This is a genomic window from Pseudidiomarina planktonica (assembly GCF_900177775.1).
Taxonomy (GTDB): domain Bacteria; phylum Pseudomonadota; class Gammaproteobacteria; order Enterobacterales; family Alteromonadaceae; genus Pseudidiomarina; species Pseudidiomarina planktonica.
This window is the reverse complement of the sequence record NZ_FXWH01000002.1, coordinates 137448-150445: the sequence shown is the minus strand read 5'-3', so window position 1 is coordinate 150445 and position 12998 is coordinate 137448. Positions and strand designations below refer to the sequence as shown.

The window sequence follows — 12998 nt, the reverse complement described above, 5'->3', positions numbered from 1 at the left end:
AAAGGCGTGCAACATAGTACTACAGGAGGCTATAAGCAGACTACACAATGTTTACATTGGTTTACATGTGGTTACATTTGATACCCACAAGCCGCTAGCTGATGATGGGTATCACTGATTTGAGGCGCGTAATATCAGCTTCTTTGACGTTACAACTTGCCATATATGCCGGCCACTGGGTTACCAGATCTCGTATTTCGTCCACTATTCGGCGCGCCTTAAATTCTTTAAGACCAAAACGTGACGCCTGCGATAGCATGTTTTCGATACTGCCATACCGCCCTTTATCGCCAATGCCAACGCTATGCTGACGGGAATTACTAATCGGCAATACGTCGTAAGCGGGCGACAGCTGCCAGCCACCGCTGCGCAATGAATAAATCATGGCATGGTTTCGCGCGTGGTCATCTGTATTACCAATAAACACGTTAAATACCATTCGCTTAAATAGCTCTCTGCCATCGTTGCTGATAACACTGTGCGTACGCGCCAGCTCGGCCAATCGCCCGTAACTATAGGAACTGCGCAAACTCAACTGACTGACAGTACCTTCATGTAATAGCGAGTTGGCACTAATAAAGTGGTGACTGGTTTGTTCGTCTTTTCGGTCAAAGCGCTGAACCAATAGCAGATCTTCATCACCTTCTAATACTTCGGTGTGAGCAACATTCACACCATCAAGTTCAGCCAGCATTTGCATGGTTGCGTGCTCAACCCGGGCCACGTTAAACAGGTCGTCGTTCTTATTAAATTTTACTAAATAATCCTGGCCGTTATGTGTCAGCAACGTTTTCGGCCGTGCACCACCCATGGACGAGCCATACACGAATGCTTGACGCACCTCATCACTTACCTGTTCGGCGGCCAAAATAGCGTTTTTACCCTGCAGTAACAGGCCAATATCAGTAACCGAGTTGCGCGGGCGCTTCAACTTTGTTTGGCTTCGCGACAAACTAAAACTTAATGCACCCACGCCCATTGAAGCGCCAGCAATTAGGTATTCAAGTTCGTTTTGCGGTGCGGTGTTGTGTAGCTGCGCCATTAGCTTGCGCCCCCAGGAATCAGGCCCGGCATCACTGAATACGCCAAACATGCCACGATTTATCAAACACGTATGCGTTTGCTCATTAAGGGGTAGGTGAATGGGATCCAAAGCAAAAGCATTATTACGATCAAGATAAGACCGCCCATACACGAAGCGACCTACATCGTTCTGACTATCCAGCTCAAAGCGCCCACAAACAATAGGTTGGTCTTCAACACCTTCAATAAAAATGTAAGCGCTAGAAATCATTGTCCAGACCTTTATCACCAGCGCCGCGTTTACGTTCCGGCAAATGCGCCGCCGCCCGAACTTTTTGATCGGCTAACTCAATAAAGTCATCTAATTGCCCTACCAGGGCAAGCGCGGTAAAAAGAGTTTCAGTATTAACAGGCACGCCTTGTTCAAGCCGCGATAAGGTTTTAATACTGCAACCAACGCGCGTAGCAAAATCCTGCTGATCCATGCGCTGCGCCCGGTGACGCTTGATCAGCTCACCCAACAGCACGCTTAACTCATTCGCTTGGTTCATAAGAACAATCAACCTATAGTATCCTGGTTAATTGATAATAGTAATATTTGACTAATTAAGCAATAAAAAGCCATATAACGCTATTTAATTAGAGCCTATTAATTATCGCCGGCGAGTCCGTTTGTTGCGGCGCTGCCACCACAAATAAGTTCCGGTAATAGCCAGTAGTGACGGAATAGCGCCTACGAAACTCCACAGTATTTTCACCGGCAAGCCGCCCCAAGTGCCAAAATGCAAGCGCCGGAAACTATCGAGCGTTTTTGTACCCACGCCCTGTTCATTCAAGTTGTAAGTATTCAGGTATTCACCCGTTTGGGCGTCGTAGTTCGATACACTACCGTAATTACTGAGTAGCGGATTTGCTGTTGGCGCGCGGCCAAATACAGTAAAGGGTAGCTCGGGTTCGAAGGGAAATAACAAATAAGTAGGTTTAAAGCCTTCTATACGCTCTTGGCTATCGGCAACCATGACATCCAGATTGATATCATCACCGTATAGCCGCTCGCTCATGATGTGATGCTCGGCCCCATCGCCGTGTTCCACCCATTCGGTGTAATAAATAAGCCCGCTGTAATAGCCACCGGTAATACCCAAAATCAGCAAAATAGGCGAGGCAAAGGTACCCGCCATTTTATGCATGTCGCTAAATACCACCAGCAAACGTTGATTCCAACGCAGAGTAAAGAAGCGTGCCCAGAAACGGCGATACATGATGAGACCGGAAATACCCATGAACACCAAAAATACGGCCAACACGAAACTGATAATGACACCCAAATGTTCGTCCAGACCTTTCAGATCGTTCAGCAACAAGGTGTAGTGTAATTCCACCAACCAATCGGTTAAGTAATGGCCCGGCTCTTGTGGCTGGCTGCGAACTTCACCCGAATATGGGTCCAGATATACTTTGGACCATTCCTCAGTGCCACGGGCAATCACAAATACCCGATCGGCTTCGTCATGCCCAGCCGGAAATATCTCCCAACTACCAATTTCGTAGTCCGGCAGCTGCGCATTCACTTGGTGTTTTAACTCAGTAAAAGGCAAACGAGCTTGCTGCGAAGGCTCCAGCGTAGCCAGATCAGACAGCAACCAGGCGTCTATTTCCTTCTTGAATACAATAATGCTGCCGGTTAGGCATACAACAAGAAAGGGGACCATAAAAATGATCCCCAGCCAGCCATGCCATTTATGAAGCTTCTTTCGCATGCTTTAAAAACCCTAAAATGACCAGCTAAGTGTTGCCGAGTAGTTACGCGGCGCACCGTAATAACCCTGAGTTTGCCACAGCAAACTGTTGATATACTTCTCGTCGGTTACGTTGTTAGCGTTCAAGGTTAAGCTAACCGCTTTAGTGAACTGATAGCTAGCCATCAGGTTCAAACGGCCGTAGGCTTCCTGAATCGTAACAATTGGCTCACCTGCATTGGCATAAACATCACCCACAGTGCCCTGAAAGCGCGAAATCTTGTCCTGCCATTGATAGCTAACACCGAACTTTAGATTTTCCATCATGGCGGGTTTATAGGTTAATGAACCACGGAATAAGTTTTCCGGGGTATAGTCTTCAACCGTATCGTCACCGCTCAGTTCGAACGACGTGGCAGCAACACTACCTTGTAAACCCGGCAGTAATTCGCCTGCCAGTTCTATTTCAAAACCTTTGCTGGTAACACTACCCGATGGGCGGTAAACCGTTTCCGGTGCCCCGGTGTTCGGGTTGGTTACTGTGCCGTCACCCACCGCAATGTTGTCTTGAGTTACATCAAAGTAGGCTGCTGACACCATAGCGGCGCCTTCGAACAAGTCCATTTTGAAACCAATTTCGGTGTTCTTGCCAGTTAAAGCCGGCAGGCGTTCAAAGTTGCTGTCCCGCTCATTCTGAGCCATAAAGGTTTCAGTATAAGAAGCATAAAGGGTAGCTGCATTGGTCACATCGTAAGTCAAACCAACGTAGGGAATAAACTCTGAATCGTCACGAGACTGATCAACGCCGTAACCAATACCTTCAGTAGTAAACTCGTTAAAACGACCACCCAGCAAAACTTTGGTGTCGGCATTTAAAGCCAACCGCGTTTGGGCATATACAGCTTTCTGAGTGTTATCAATTTCACTTCCATCCAGGCCATCGGTGAACTCTGGAAAAGGAGTATTGCCAGTCCAGTCTGGCAACGCTGGCATAGCCGGGAAGCCATTGCCAGTGTGAAAGTCGTACAACGACATGTCCACGTAGTCCATACGCGCATAGTTAGCGCCGACTACCAACTCGTGCTGCTGACCCCAAGCATCAAAGCTACCGTTAATGTACGCATCAACAGTGTCTTGCTTGTCGTCTAAATCGTATTCACTACCATAGCCCAGTAGGCCTAGCCCAGTTTCCGGATCCAGGCCGGTGTTCGGATCTGGCAAATAGGTGTAGAACAAGAAGCTGTCTTCGTCGGTACGAACCCGGTTGTATGCAATACGCAAATTCCAGCGATCTGACAGCGCACTCTCCACATCAATAAAACTGCGGCTTTCTTTTACATTCCATTCAGACCAGTCAGCCGCGATATTTACCGAGCTATCGAAGTCAGTTGGTGTACCGTCGCCATAATGCAGAGTTATAGCACCCCAGGAATTGCCGTCAGTTTCACTGTTGTGCTCGCTATGGCCCAGAGTAACTAAAGTGTTATTGGTGGGCGCATAATCAATAACGCCGTAAACCACCTGCGTTTGGTTTTCATACCGGTCCAGGTAGGATTCACTGTCGTCACCCACCACCACTAAGCGGCCGCGCAACGATTCAGTGAAGGCACCGGACACATCGCCTTCAATACGTTTACCGCTCCATGAGCTAGCCGAAGCACTTACCGAACCGCGAAAATCGGAGGTTGGGCGCTTGCGAATCAAGTTCACTGTTGCCGAAGGGCTACCCACACCAGTCATTATACCGTTGGCACCGTGCACCACTTCAATTTGCTCGTATAAGGCTGCATCCATACGACCATGAGTGTTGCTATTTATCAGGGGTAAACCCAGCCCATCAACCTGAAAGTTGTTTAGTTCGAACCCACGTGAGGTGTAGTAAATACGGTCGGTTTCAACCTGCTCAACATTTATAGTGGCAGAGTTCTCAAGCGCGCTGTTTAAATCGTGTAACGCGAAGTCTTTCAACTCTTCAGCGGTAATAACGCTAACCATTTGGGGAGTTTCTTTCACTGAGATATCTAATTTCGACGCAGACTGCTGGTCTTTGTTTAAATAACCGCTTAGCTGTTCGCCAGTTATTTTTAACCGCTCTATAACCTCTTTAGTTTGCGGCTCCTCGGCAACAGCGCCAGCGGAATAGATTCCAGAAACAGCTAACGCACAAGCAATAGCAGACAATGGCTTCATGATTGGTTTCACGGTTGGCTTCACGAAAGTACCCTTTAAATTTTGCTGGTGAAAGTTTAGAGGGTGCAAACTTTATTACAAATACGAATGATTCGCAATAAGATTCTTTGCATCTGCTTATAGTCTCCTCGGTTTATATATCAATTTAAGAACTATATGACTTATGCGTAACTTCTTTTACAATGTAACAAATGTAAGAAAAAGGGTTGTTACATGGCACGCGCACAGGCATTACACATTCTGGTAAAAACCAAAGAAGAAGCAGACGAACTGAAAACCAAGTTGGCCGGTGGCGCTAAGTTTGGTGATTTAGCACGTAAGCACTCACTTTGCCCCTCTGGCAAGAACGGCGGTAGCCTGGGGGAGTTTCAGCGCGGCCAAATGGTACCCGCCTTCGACAAAGTGGTATTTGAGAAGCCAACCCTGGAAGTACACGGGCCGGTTAAAACCAAGTTCGGCTGGCATTTAATTAAAACGCTCTCGCGTGGATAACCACCGAATAACGCGTGAGTAATAAGTGTATAGTCTGTGGATAACTTATTGGTAAGTTGGAGTTCAATGTATTGTGAATAAAGAGCCTTTTGCTCAACCCTTTGCTCAACTAGCAGAGTACATTGACCTATTGCTGGATGCGGTGTGCGTGGTCGACCGTGAGCATAAGTTCATTTACCTGAGCCCGGGCGCGAAGCGAGTATTTGGTTACGACCCAGAAGAAATGATCGGCCGCTCTATGTTCGACTTTATGCATCCGGATAATCATAACGACACCCGCGCTGTAGCCGAACTCATAAATAGTGGTGAGGAAGTGATGCACTTCGAAAACCGCTATATTCGCAAAGACGGGTCAGTTGTAGACCTGCACTGGACCGCACGCTGGTCCGAGCGCGACCAAGTGCGGGTAGGTGTGGCCCGGGATATTTCTATACGCAAACAATTGGAACGGGAACGGGAATCGTTAATCTCGCGGCTGGAAACTATGGCGCTAACAGATTCCCTCACCAAGCTACCCAATCGGGCCTTATTTGCCGACCGCGCGACCCTTGCATTGGCTCGCGCCGAGCGCGACGGCATCGGTTTTGGCATACTCTATTTAGATATGGATAAATTCAAACAAATTAACGACCACTACGGTCACGCCAGCGGTGATGACTTACTAAAAGCTGCCGCAGACAGGTTTAAATCTATACTTCGCCCCACCGACACCGTAGCTCGCATAGGTGGCGATGAATTCGTAGTGTTATGTGACACCGGCACCAAAGTACTGAACATTAAGCATGCGGTGCAAACCGTGGCTGAAAAAATTCATCTGGCTATGCAGCAGCCGTTAGCACTGCCGCGCGGCGAAGAAGTTGTCAGCGTTAGTATTGGCATGGCGGCCTGGCCCGAGCACGGCGGCACCGTTGATTCACTGGTGCAACATGCCGATCAGGCTATGTACAGAGCTAAACATGCTGGCGGCAATGGCCTGAGCTGGTAAATGCTGGCGGCAATGGCCTGAGCTGGTAAACACTGGCCGGTATTTCAATTCCTCGTCTTAAACGTACTGTCCCCAAAGTTAATCTTTCGAAAAGAGCAAGCGGACGCCGCTGCAACGACTAGGCTTATTAGCACCGAAGCAGGTACATCAAGTGCCTGCTGTTCATCATGACAAAAGGAAATAATCATGAGCGACGTAAGAGAGCATTTTTTAGATTGGCTACGCGATGCCCATGCAATGGAAGAGCAAGCTGAATCCATGCTGAAGTCTATGGCCGATCGAGTTGAAGACTACCCTGAGTTACACCAGCGGGTGAAGCTGCATATTGCCGAAACCAAAAGCCAACAAGACAAAGTTGAATCTTGCATTAAACGGCTGGATTCCTCACCGTCGGGCTTCAAAGATTTAGCGGCTAAAACCACAGCTAAATTTCAAGCTATGGCCGGCATGATGACTGAAGACGAAGTAGTAAAAGGAATTATGAGTGCGTATGTATTTGAGTGCATGGAAATTGCCTCTTACAAAGTACTGGTAAGCACCGCCGAAATACTTGGTGAGCACGAAATCAAAACCACCCTGGAAGGCGTTTTGGCACAAGAAAAAGAGATGGCGAAGTGGCTGTATGATCACATTCCACAAACCACTCGCAGTTACTTACAGAAAGAAGCAGATTGACAATAACTGGCACGACAGAAAGGCAAAAGCGGAGCCGGCATTTAATGTCGGCTTTTCTTTTTGTAATTCGTGGCTAATTAATACAGATCACGATGGTAGCGGCCTTGCTCCATTAATTGTTGGTAAGTTTGCGCACCTAAAACCTCGCGCAAAATAGCGTCCACCGCAGTACCCATACCTTCATAACGACCACAGACATACACATGACCACCGGTGCCAATAAAATCAGCTATTTTGGTCGCTTGTTCACGCACAATGTCCTGCACATATGCGGGCTTATCAGTGTCTCGCGAAAACGCACAATCAAGGGTATTTAGCACGCCACGCTGCTGCCACAGTGCTAGCTCGGTATGCAGACTTTGCCCCGCATCGGGAGCGCGTTCGCCGTAAATCAGCCAGGCTGGCCCGGCTTTGGTATGTTGCGCCCGCTCGGCCAGATGGCCGCGAATTCCTGCCAGCCCGCTGCCCGCACCAATCAGTAATAGCGGTGCTGCACGGTCATCAATATGGCAGGAGCTGTTCTCAATAATCTGCAGATTAATACCACTGTCGAGCGCGACCTGCTGCGTTAGCCAGCCGGAGCAAAGCCCCAACTCTCCGCGTTCGGTTATATGCTGGCGTACAATTAAACTAATTTCGCCATCCACAGATGCCGATGCAATTGAGTACCGTCGCGGTGCTGCCGATGAATCATTATTGGGGTGAATAGCAACCAGATCACCGGCTCGCCATTTGGGCATGCCTTGTTGAGTATTCAAACGTAAGTGAAACAGCCCCGCATCAGCTTGGGTGTTCAAGCGCTCGCGGTAGGTTAATCTCCAGATTTGCTCCGGCTGATTGAGCGACTGTGCCGACTGACTCTGGTCCAGTTTAGTAAGCGGTGCAATGGCTTTCGCCCCCAGGCTGGCCAGTTGCTGGTATAGGTCATCACCAAACTGGCAAAACTTCGGATAGCTGCGATCACCCAGTGCCACCACTTCGTAATCAAGCGAGCTAAAAAGCTCTTTACTACTGCTTTGGCTTAATGCCCGTAAGTCGTGATAAAAGCGTCGACCATTGTCGGGTGGCTCGCCATCGCCATACGTACTCACCACAAACACGGCTTTTTTTACCTGCGCTAATTGTTTAGGTACTAATTCGGACAACGCCATAAGGCTGGCATGTTCCGGCCCGCCAAGTGCCTGTTGCTGTTGCACTGCCAGCGCTCGCGCCGAGCCGGTTTGGCTGGCGTAAGCCACCAGCACCGGCAGTTGCAAACGGTCATTCGCAACCCGCGGGCTGCGGTGTTTCCACCACAGCCCGGCGGTCCATACCAGCCAACTTAGGCACAGTACCAGCGCGATTCCACCAGACACCCCGTTCATTACAGCGGTAACACCTCAAAGGTAGCCGAGTAGCCGCCGGTGCGAACAGTAGCAGGCTTAGCGGCTTTGTCGTCACGGTAGCTGGCTTCCAAAAAGTACATGCCCGCCTGCGGCCAGGTAATTTCAATTTCACCCTGTTCGTTTGCGGTTACCTTGATGGCTTCCTGGCTGTTGCGATAGCGCATGCCACCAGGTACTACTTCCACTTCTGCACCCACAGCCGGTTCACCGTCAATCAACATTTTAAAGGTTGCCGTTTCAGTGGCATACAAATCGTTCGGATGGGTAACAGGTACCAGCTCTAAACCTTCATTGGTAGGTTGCAGCGCCTCGGTGGTTGGCGCACCAACGGTTACGAAAGTTTCCACCCGGCGCCAGCCACGTGACACGCTCAAGTCTTTGGCATCACTTGGTACGGCAGTAGAGAATTCAGATTCATTGGCTTGCTGACCACGGCCCGGCCACATTTTGCGGCTGCCTTCCTCGTCACGCCAAAAAGCGCGCAAACCACCAGAGGCACTGGCAATTTTGTAGGTTCCCTGCTGCGCCAGTTCCACGTCAAACACGCTACGGTAGCGGCCTTTTGCGGCATTCATTATGTCTACCAGCTCTCCATTAGGACCCGTTACTTTAATGCCGTCTACCGACATAGCGACGTGATCAGGATGAAACAAAGTATTGGAGATAGCGGCGTCTACGGTTACTACCGCATCGTCACCGGAAAGCACAGTGGCACTTGGCTCCAGCCAGGCACGGTGGGCACTTGCTGAGGTTGAAACTACGGCTGCCGCAATGGCACTTAAAAGCATAAGTTGGAAACGCATGGTGTTGCTCCTTGCTGATTAAATTAGTTGTGTAAGCGGATGGATTCGAGCTCGTTTTGCCCCTCAACCACCACAGGGAAACTTGCATTCGTTAAAGGTAATTCTATTGGCAGGCGCAATACTTCACGGCCACCTACTTCGCGCGCGGCTTCCACCATAATGGTGTAGCTACCGGCGGGCAGGCTGGTCAGTGCATCACTTAGCTGAGTGCTAATAGTGTGTTGCCCCGGCCCTTTGGTTGCGCCACTCAAGCCATCCACTGGCATAGTTAGTGACCGGCCACCACGACGCCACCATTGACGCAGGTCTTTCAGCCATTCCTGGCCTTCGCCATTTGCTAACGCCACGTCGTACCAAAGCGCCACTTGCGTGGCCTGCCGACGGTCGTTTTCAATCCACACGGCCACATAAGGCGCGTGATATTCAGCCACGTTTAAACGCGGCAAAGTGACGGTTAAATTCACTTCTGCAGCCGCCGTGCTACTGGCGGTTACCAGTAGTAATGCCAACCAAAATCTACGCATGCTTACTCCTTCCCTCATTAAATAAACACCAGCATAATCACCACAGGAACCAGGGCACCTAAGGCAACCATGGGCCAGGTCATGGGTCGGTGCGGCCCTTGCCGGAACAGTAAAATCAGCCCGGTAACACAAAACACCACACACACCGCGGCAAAAATATCGATAAACCAGAACCACACAGCGCCACTGTCGCGCCCCTTGTGCAGGTCGTTAAAGTAGGCCACCCAACCGCGGGTAGTGCGCTCGTAAGTAAACTCGGCAAACTCCGCGTCAATGGCCAGCCAGGAATCGCTACCTGGTTTTGGCATGGCTGCATAAAACTCCACGCCGTCCCATTGCCCGCGCTGATCACGCGCCATAGTTACCCCTTGCTCACGCAAGTAGGCGTATAAATCCGCCGGCAACATTACTTCGCCTTCAGGCAAATCACGCAATCGCTGCAACGCCGGTTCCGGCACCCAGGTTTCAATGGTCGTAACCTGAGTATTAGCGCCAATGTCGGCGGCATGGTTTAGCGTGATACCGGTAATAGCAAACAACAGCATGCCCACCAGCGTGATAGCGGCACTTACCCAGTGCCACTGTCGAATGGATCCTAAATTCACCTGCATCAGAAGCTAACCGTTAAACCAACCCAGAAATTGCGGGCTTTGTCTTTCACGTTGTAGTCGTCAGTAAACACCACTTCGCTAACGGCGCCGCGACCGGTTACGTAGTCATATTCGCCGTCGCCATTTAAGTCAGTGAAGGTGGTGCTGTACGAAGTGAAGTCACGGTCCAGCAGGTTGTTCACCCGGAAATCTAACCGCACCATGTCGCTTACATCGTAGCTGGCACCTAAGTTCAGCAGGCTGTAGTTTTCGTAGTACAGTTCTTTGTCGATAACGCTGTCGTAACCACGGTAACGGTCAGAGCGCAGCTCGCCTTGCAGGTACAAGTTCAAATTGTCGCGCGCAGCCCAGTTCACCCGCAGGTTAGCCATGTGCTCAGCAGTATTGGTAAGCGGTAATCCAGCCTGAGGGCCGCTCATTTGCTCACTGTCAGTCCAGGTGTAGTTACCTTGCAGCGACCAGTTTTGCGACACCTGATAACGGCCGGCAACTTCCACACCCTGAATGTCTACTTCATCAATGTTGATTTTCTGGCTGTAGGTGTCGTAACCCAGTTGGTCGTATTCACCCAGATTCACACAAGGGCGCACGCCGTCAGTTTGCTCGCAGCTTAAAATGGTGTCGCCACGGGCAATTTTGTCGTCAAACTTGGTGTCGAAGTAGGTGATATTGAAGTTGTGGTCGTTGTCTACCGAGTTCCAGTACAACGCAATTTCAGAGTTCACACTGGTTTCCGGTTGTAGCTCAGGGTTACCCGCAAACGGGCTGGTGCCCTGACCGCCAAAACCGGTGATGCCATCGTATAAATCGGTGGTGTTCGGAGTTTTATAACCGGTGCTTACGCCACCTTTTAGCGTCCATGCCGCATTCAGGCTGTATACCGCATACAAACGTGGTGAAACCTGGCTACCAAAAGTGTCATGCTCGTCGTAACGCACACCGCCGGTGAGCGTGAAATTGTCGGTCATCATCCAGTTGTCTTCCACAAACAACGAGTACATTTCCTGATCCTGAATGGCACCGGCATTACCTTCTTCTAAACCAAACACGCCGTCTTTCAGCTCGCCGTCAATCATTTGCGCGCCAACCACAAAGTTGTGGTAGCCAGCCGCTTCAAAAGGAATATCAAAGCGCACGTCTAAAGTGTACTGACTGCTCTCCAGCGGGCGCGCCGGGCGTGGCAAGAAGGTGTCTTCAGCCAGGTTGCGGCGTTCTTCTTCACTTAAACCAGCGTAATCACCAGTGCCGTCGTACATTTCCTGCAGCAATAACCGTTCAGCTACGCTAAGTGGCAAGGTACGGCCATTATTGGCGGTGTCTACGTAGGAAAGCGCAATCATGCTGGAACCAAAGCTCCAGTCGGCATCGTGCGCCAGTGACCACCAGGTGCGGTCAAACTCTTGATCGGCCGCATAACCGGCACGAGGATTCACCTGACCGCCGCGAGCCTGCCACAGGGCTTCAATGCTGTCTTTGGTGCCCAACGGGTACACAATGCTGTCGTTGTCTATGTCGTAGCTGGGAGTGTTGTCGTACACCTGATTGGATACATCGTAATCAAACTTCAGGCGTTGGTTGTCGGTAGGAGTCCACGACAGCGAGAAACCAGCGTGTCGGTCTTCGTTATCTACGGTACGACCACCACTACCAAAGCCAAGTTGACGCACAATCACATTACCGTTCGGGTCTACCGCCGGCGCAAATTGCGGCGAAGACGCTTCCTGATCATAAAGGCTGCCACGCAACCCTAAGCTCAGCACGTTTTCAATCAGCGGGCCCATAACCGAAACTTCAGTGGTAAAGTCATCACCGAAATCGTCATCAGACTGCACACTGCGGCCCATGCTAATTTCACCGGTCCAGTTGTCGGTATGCTTTTTGGTAATGATGTTAATAACACCACCCAGTGCGTCGGCACCATACAGCGTAGAAGCTGGCCCACGAATCACTTCAATGCGGTCAATAGCAGCCAGCGGTGGTACGTGATTAAACGCATTGCCGCCAAAGTTATTCGGGTAAATGTCACCGTGGTTGTTCTGGCGGCGACCATCAATTAAAAGCAGGGTGTATTCGCCGGTAAGGCCACGCATGCTAACCGAGCCCTGACCGGTTTTGTCACGAGAGGTACCAATATCAATACCTTCCTGGTATTTCACAGCGTCCAGCAAGCTGGTGAATGAACGCTCACGAATTTCTTCCTGAGTAATTACCGAAATGCTGGCAGGAGCGTCGGTTAGCTTCTGCTCAAACCCTGACGCCGTTACTACGATGCGCTCAATGCCGTCCGGCACTTCCGTTGCCTGTGCCAAAGCTGGTGTTGATAAGGCTGCGCTTAATGTTGCACTTACGAATAGAGCCAATTTTGTTGGCGTCAAAGATTTCATTTTTATCGTCCTCTCGTTTCCCTGAGCATTATTTTCGATAAATAGCGCTCGATTAATGTTGAGGGCATGTTAGACGAAAGAAGATGATAACGTCAATGATAATGATTCGCATTTGCAAATTAGTTGTATATTTCCGGGGTCTTTATCGATTAGACTGGCTGTACTGAGCAGCTAACCAGGGTTTAGT

General features: G+C 50.0%; 12 protein-coding genes. 3 read left to right on the top strand and 9 right to left on the bottom strand.

All coding sequences use genetic code 11. The annotated features are described in order from the left end of the window. Positions 1-94 precede the first annotated feature (94 nt). The 4 genes from CCE91_RS09455 to CCE91_RS09440 all read right to left on the bottom strand — a co-directional run bounded on the left by CCE91_RS09455 (position 95) and on the right by CCE91_RS09440 (position 4976). A complete protein-coding gene (locus CCE91_RS09455; RefSeq protein WP_086435038.1) occupies positions 95-1294 on the bottom strand; it encodes a type II toxin-antitoxin system HipA family toxin in 1200 nt (399 codons plus the stop codon). Further along, positions 1284-1574: a helix-turn-helix domain-containing protein gene (locus tag CCE91_RS09450; protein ID WP_086435037.1), complete on the bottom strand. Its 291-nt coding sequence runs from the start codon at positions 1572-1574 to the stop codon at positions 1284-1286. The genes CCE91_RS09455 and CCE91_RS09450 overlap by 11 nt, the downstream gene beginning before the upstream one ends. A gap of 102 nt (positions 1575-1676) precedes the next feature. Next, positions 1677-2783 carry a PepSY-associated TM helix domain-containing protein gene (locus CCE91_RS09445; protein ID WP_086435036.1) on the bottom strand — a complete coding sequence of 369 codons (1107 nt, stop codon included), beginning with the start codon at positions 2781-2783 and terminating at the stop codon, positions 1677-1679. A 12-nt stretch (positions 2784-2795) separates the two neighbouring features. Next, complete coding sequence (locus tag CCE91_RS09440) at positions 2796-4976, bottom strand: TonB-dependent siderophore receptor (protein ID WP_234996313.1); 2181 nt, start codon at positions 4974-4976, stop codon at positions 2796-2798. A gap of 189 nt (positions 4977-5165) precedes the next feature. On the opposite strand from CCE91_RS09440, the gene CCE91_RS09435 reads away from it, so the two are divergent. From CCE91_RS09435 to CCE91_RS09425, 3 genes are all read left to right on the top strand, one after another. Next, entirely contained in the window at positions 5166-5444 is a 279-nt protein-coding gene (locus CCE91_RS09435; protein WP_086435035.1) for a peptidylprolyl isomerase, read from the top strand. A 73-nt stretch (positions 5445-5517) separates the two neighbouring features. Beyond that, the gene (locus CCE91_RS09430; protein WP_086435034.1) at positions 5518-6429 is read left to right on the top strand and encodes a diguanylate cyclase domain-containing protein; all 912 of its coding nucleotides are present in this window, start codon (positions 5518-5520) and stop codon (positions 6427-6429) included. 186 nt (positions 6430-6615) lie between these two features. Next, the gene (locus CCE91_RS09425) at positions 6616-7104 is read left to right on the top strand and encodes a ferritin-like domain-containing protein (protein WP_086435033.1); all 489 of its coding nucleotides are present in this window, start codon (positions 6616-6618) and stop codon (positions 7102-7104) included. Positions 7105-7181: 77 nt separating this feature from the next. On the opposite strand, the gene CCE91_RS09420 is transcribed toward CCE91_RS09425, so the two are convergent. Genes CCE91_RS09420 through CCE91_RS09400 form a run of 5 tightly spaced genes read right to left on the bottom strand, consistent with a single transcriptional unit; the run spans position 7182 to position 12811 of the window. Then, on the bottom strand, positions 7182-8468 hold the full coding sequence (locus CCE91_RS09420) for an NADPH cytochrome P450 oxidoreductase family protein (protein WP_086435032.1): 1287 nt from the start codon (positions 8466-8468) through the stop codon (positions 7182-7184). Next, on the bottom strand, positions 8468-9292 hold the full coding sequence (locus tag CCE91_RS09415) for a DUF4198 domain-containing protein (protein ID WP_086435031.1): 825 nt from the start codon (positions 9290-9292) through the stop codon (positions 8468-8470). The genes CCE91_RS09420 and CCE91_RS09415 overlap by 1 nt, the downstream gene beginning before the upstream one ends. 23 nt (positions 9293-9315) lie before the next feature. After that, positions 9316-9816, bottom strand: coding sequence for a DUF2271 domain-containing protein (locus tag CCE91_RS09410; protein ID WP_086435030.1), 501 nt, complete (start codon positions 9814-9816; stop codon positions 9316-9318). Between the two features lie 17 nt (positions 9817-9833). Then, complete coding sequence (locus CCE91_RS09405) at positions 9834-10427, bottom strand: PepSY-associated TM helix domain-containing protein (protein ID WP_086435029.1); 594 nt, start codon at positions 10425-10427, stop codon at positions 9834-9836. After that, positions 10427-12811 carry a TonB-dependent receptor domain-containing protein gene (locus CCE91_RS09400; RefSeq protein ID WP_086435028.1) on the bottom strand — a complete coding sequence of 795 codons (2385 nt, stop codon included), beginning with the start codon at positions 12809-12811 and terminating at the stop codon, positions 10427-10429. Before CCE91_RS09400 ends, CCE91_RS09405 begins: the two co-directional genes overlap by 1 nt. Positions 12812-12998: the final 187 nt, after the last annotated feature.

Coding starts and splice junctions, on each gene's coding strand:
- CCE91_RS09410 (WP_086435030.1), bottom strand. CDS start 9,816: ATGCGTAGATTTTGGTTGGCATTACTACTGGTAACCGCCAGTAGCACG.
- CCE91_RS09435 (WP_086435035.1), top strand. CDS start 5,166: ATGGCACGCGCACAGGCATTACACATTCTGGTAAAAACCAAAGAAGAA.
- CCE91_RS09400 (WP_086435028.1), bottom strand. CDS start 12,811: ATGAAATCTTTGACGCCAACAAAATTGGCTCTATTCGTAAGTGCAACA.
- CCE91_RS09415 (WP_086435031.1), bottom strand. CDS start 9,292: ATGCGTTTCCAACTTATGCTTTTAAGTGCCATTGCGGCAGCCGTAGTT.
- CCE91_RS09450 (WP_086435037.1), bottom strand. CDS start 1,574: ATGAACCAAGCGAATGAGTTAAGCGTGCTGTTGGGTGAGCTGATCAAG.
- CCE91_RS09425 (WP_086435033.1), top strand. CDS start 6,616: ATGAGCGACGTAAGAGAGCATTTTTTAGATTGGCTACGCGATGCCCAT.
- CCE91_RS09405 (WP_086435029.1), bottom strand. CDS start 10,427: ATGCAGGTGAATTTAGGATCCATTCGACAGTGGCACTGGGTAAGTGCC.
- CCE91_RS09445 (WP_086435036.1), bottom strand. CDS start 2,783: ATGCGAAAGAAGCTTCATAAATGGCATGGCTGGCTGGGGATCATTTTT.
- CCE91_RS09420 (WP_086435032.1), bottom strand. CDS start 8,468: ATGAACGGGGTGTCTGGTGGAATCGCGCTGGTACTGTGCCTAAGTTGG.
- CCE91_RS09455 (WP_086435038.1), bottom strand. CDS start 1,294: ATGATTTCTAGCGCTTACATTTTTATTGAAGGTGTTGAAGACCAACCT.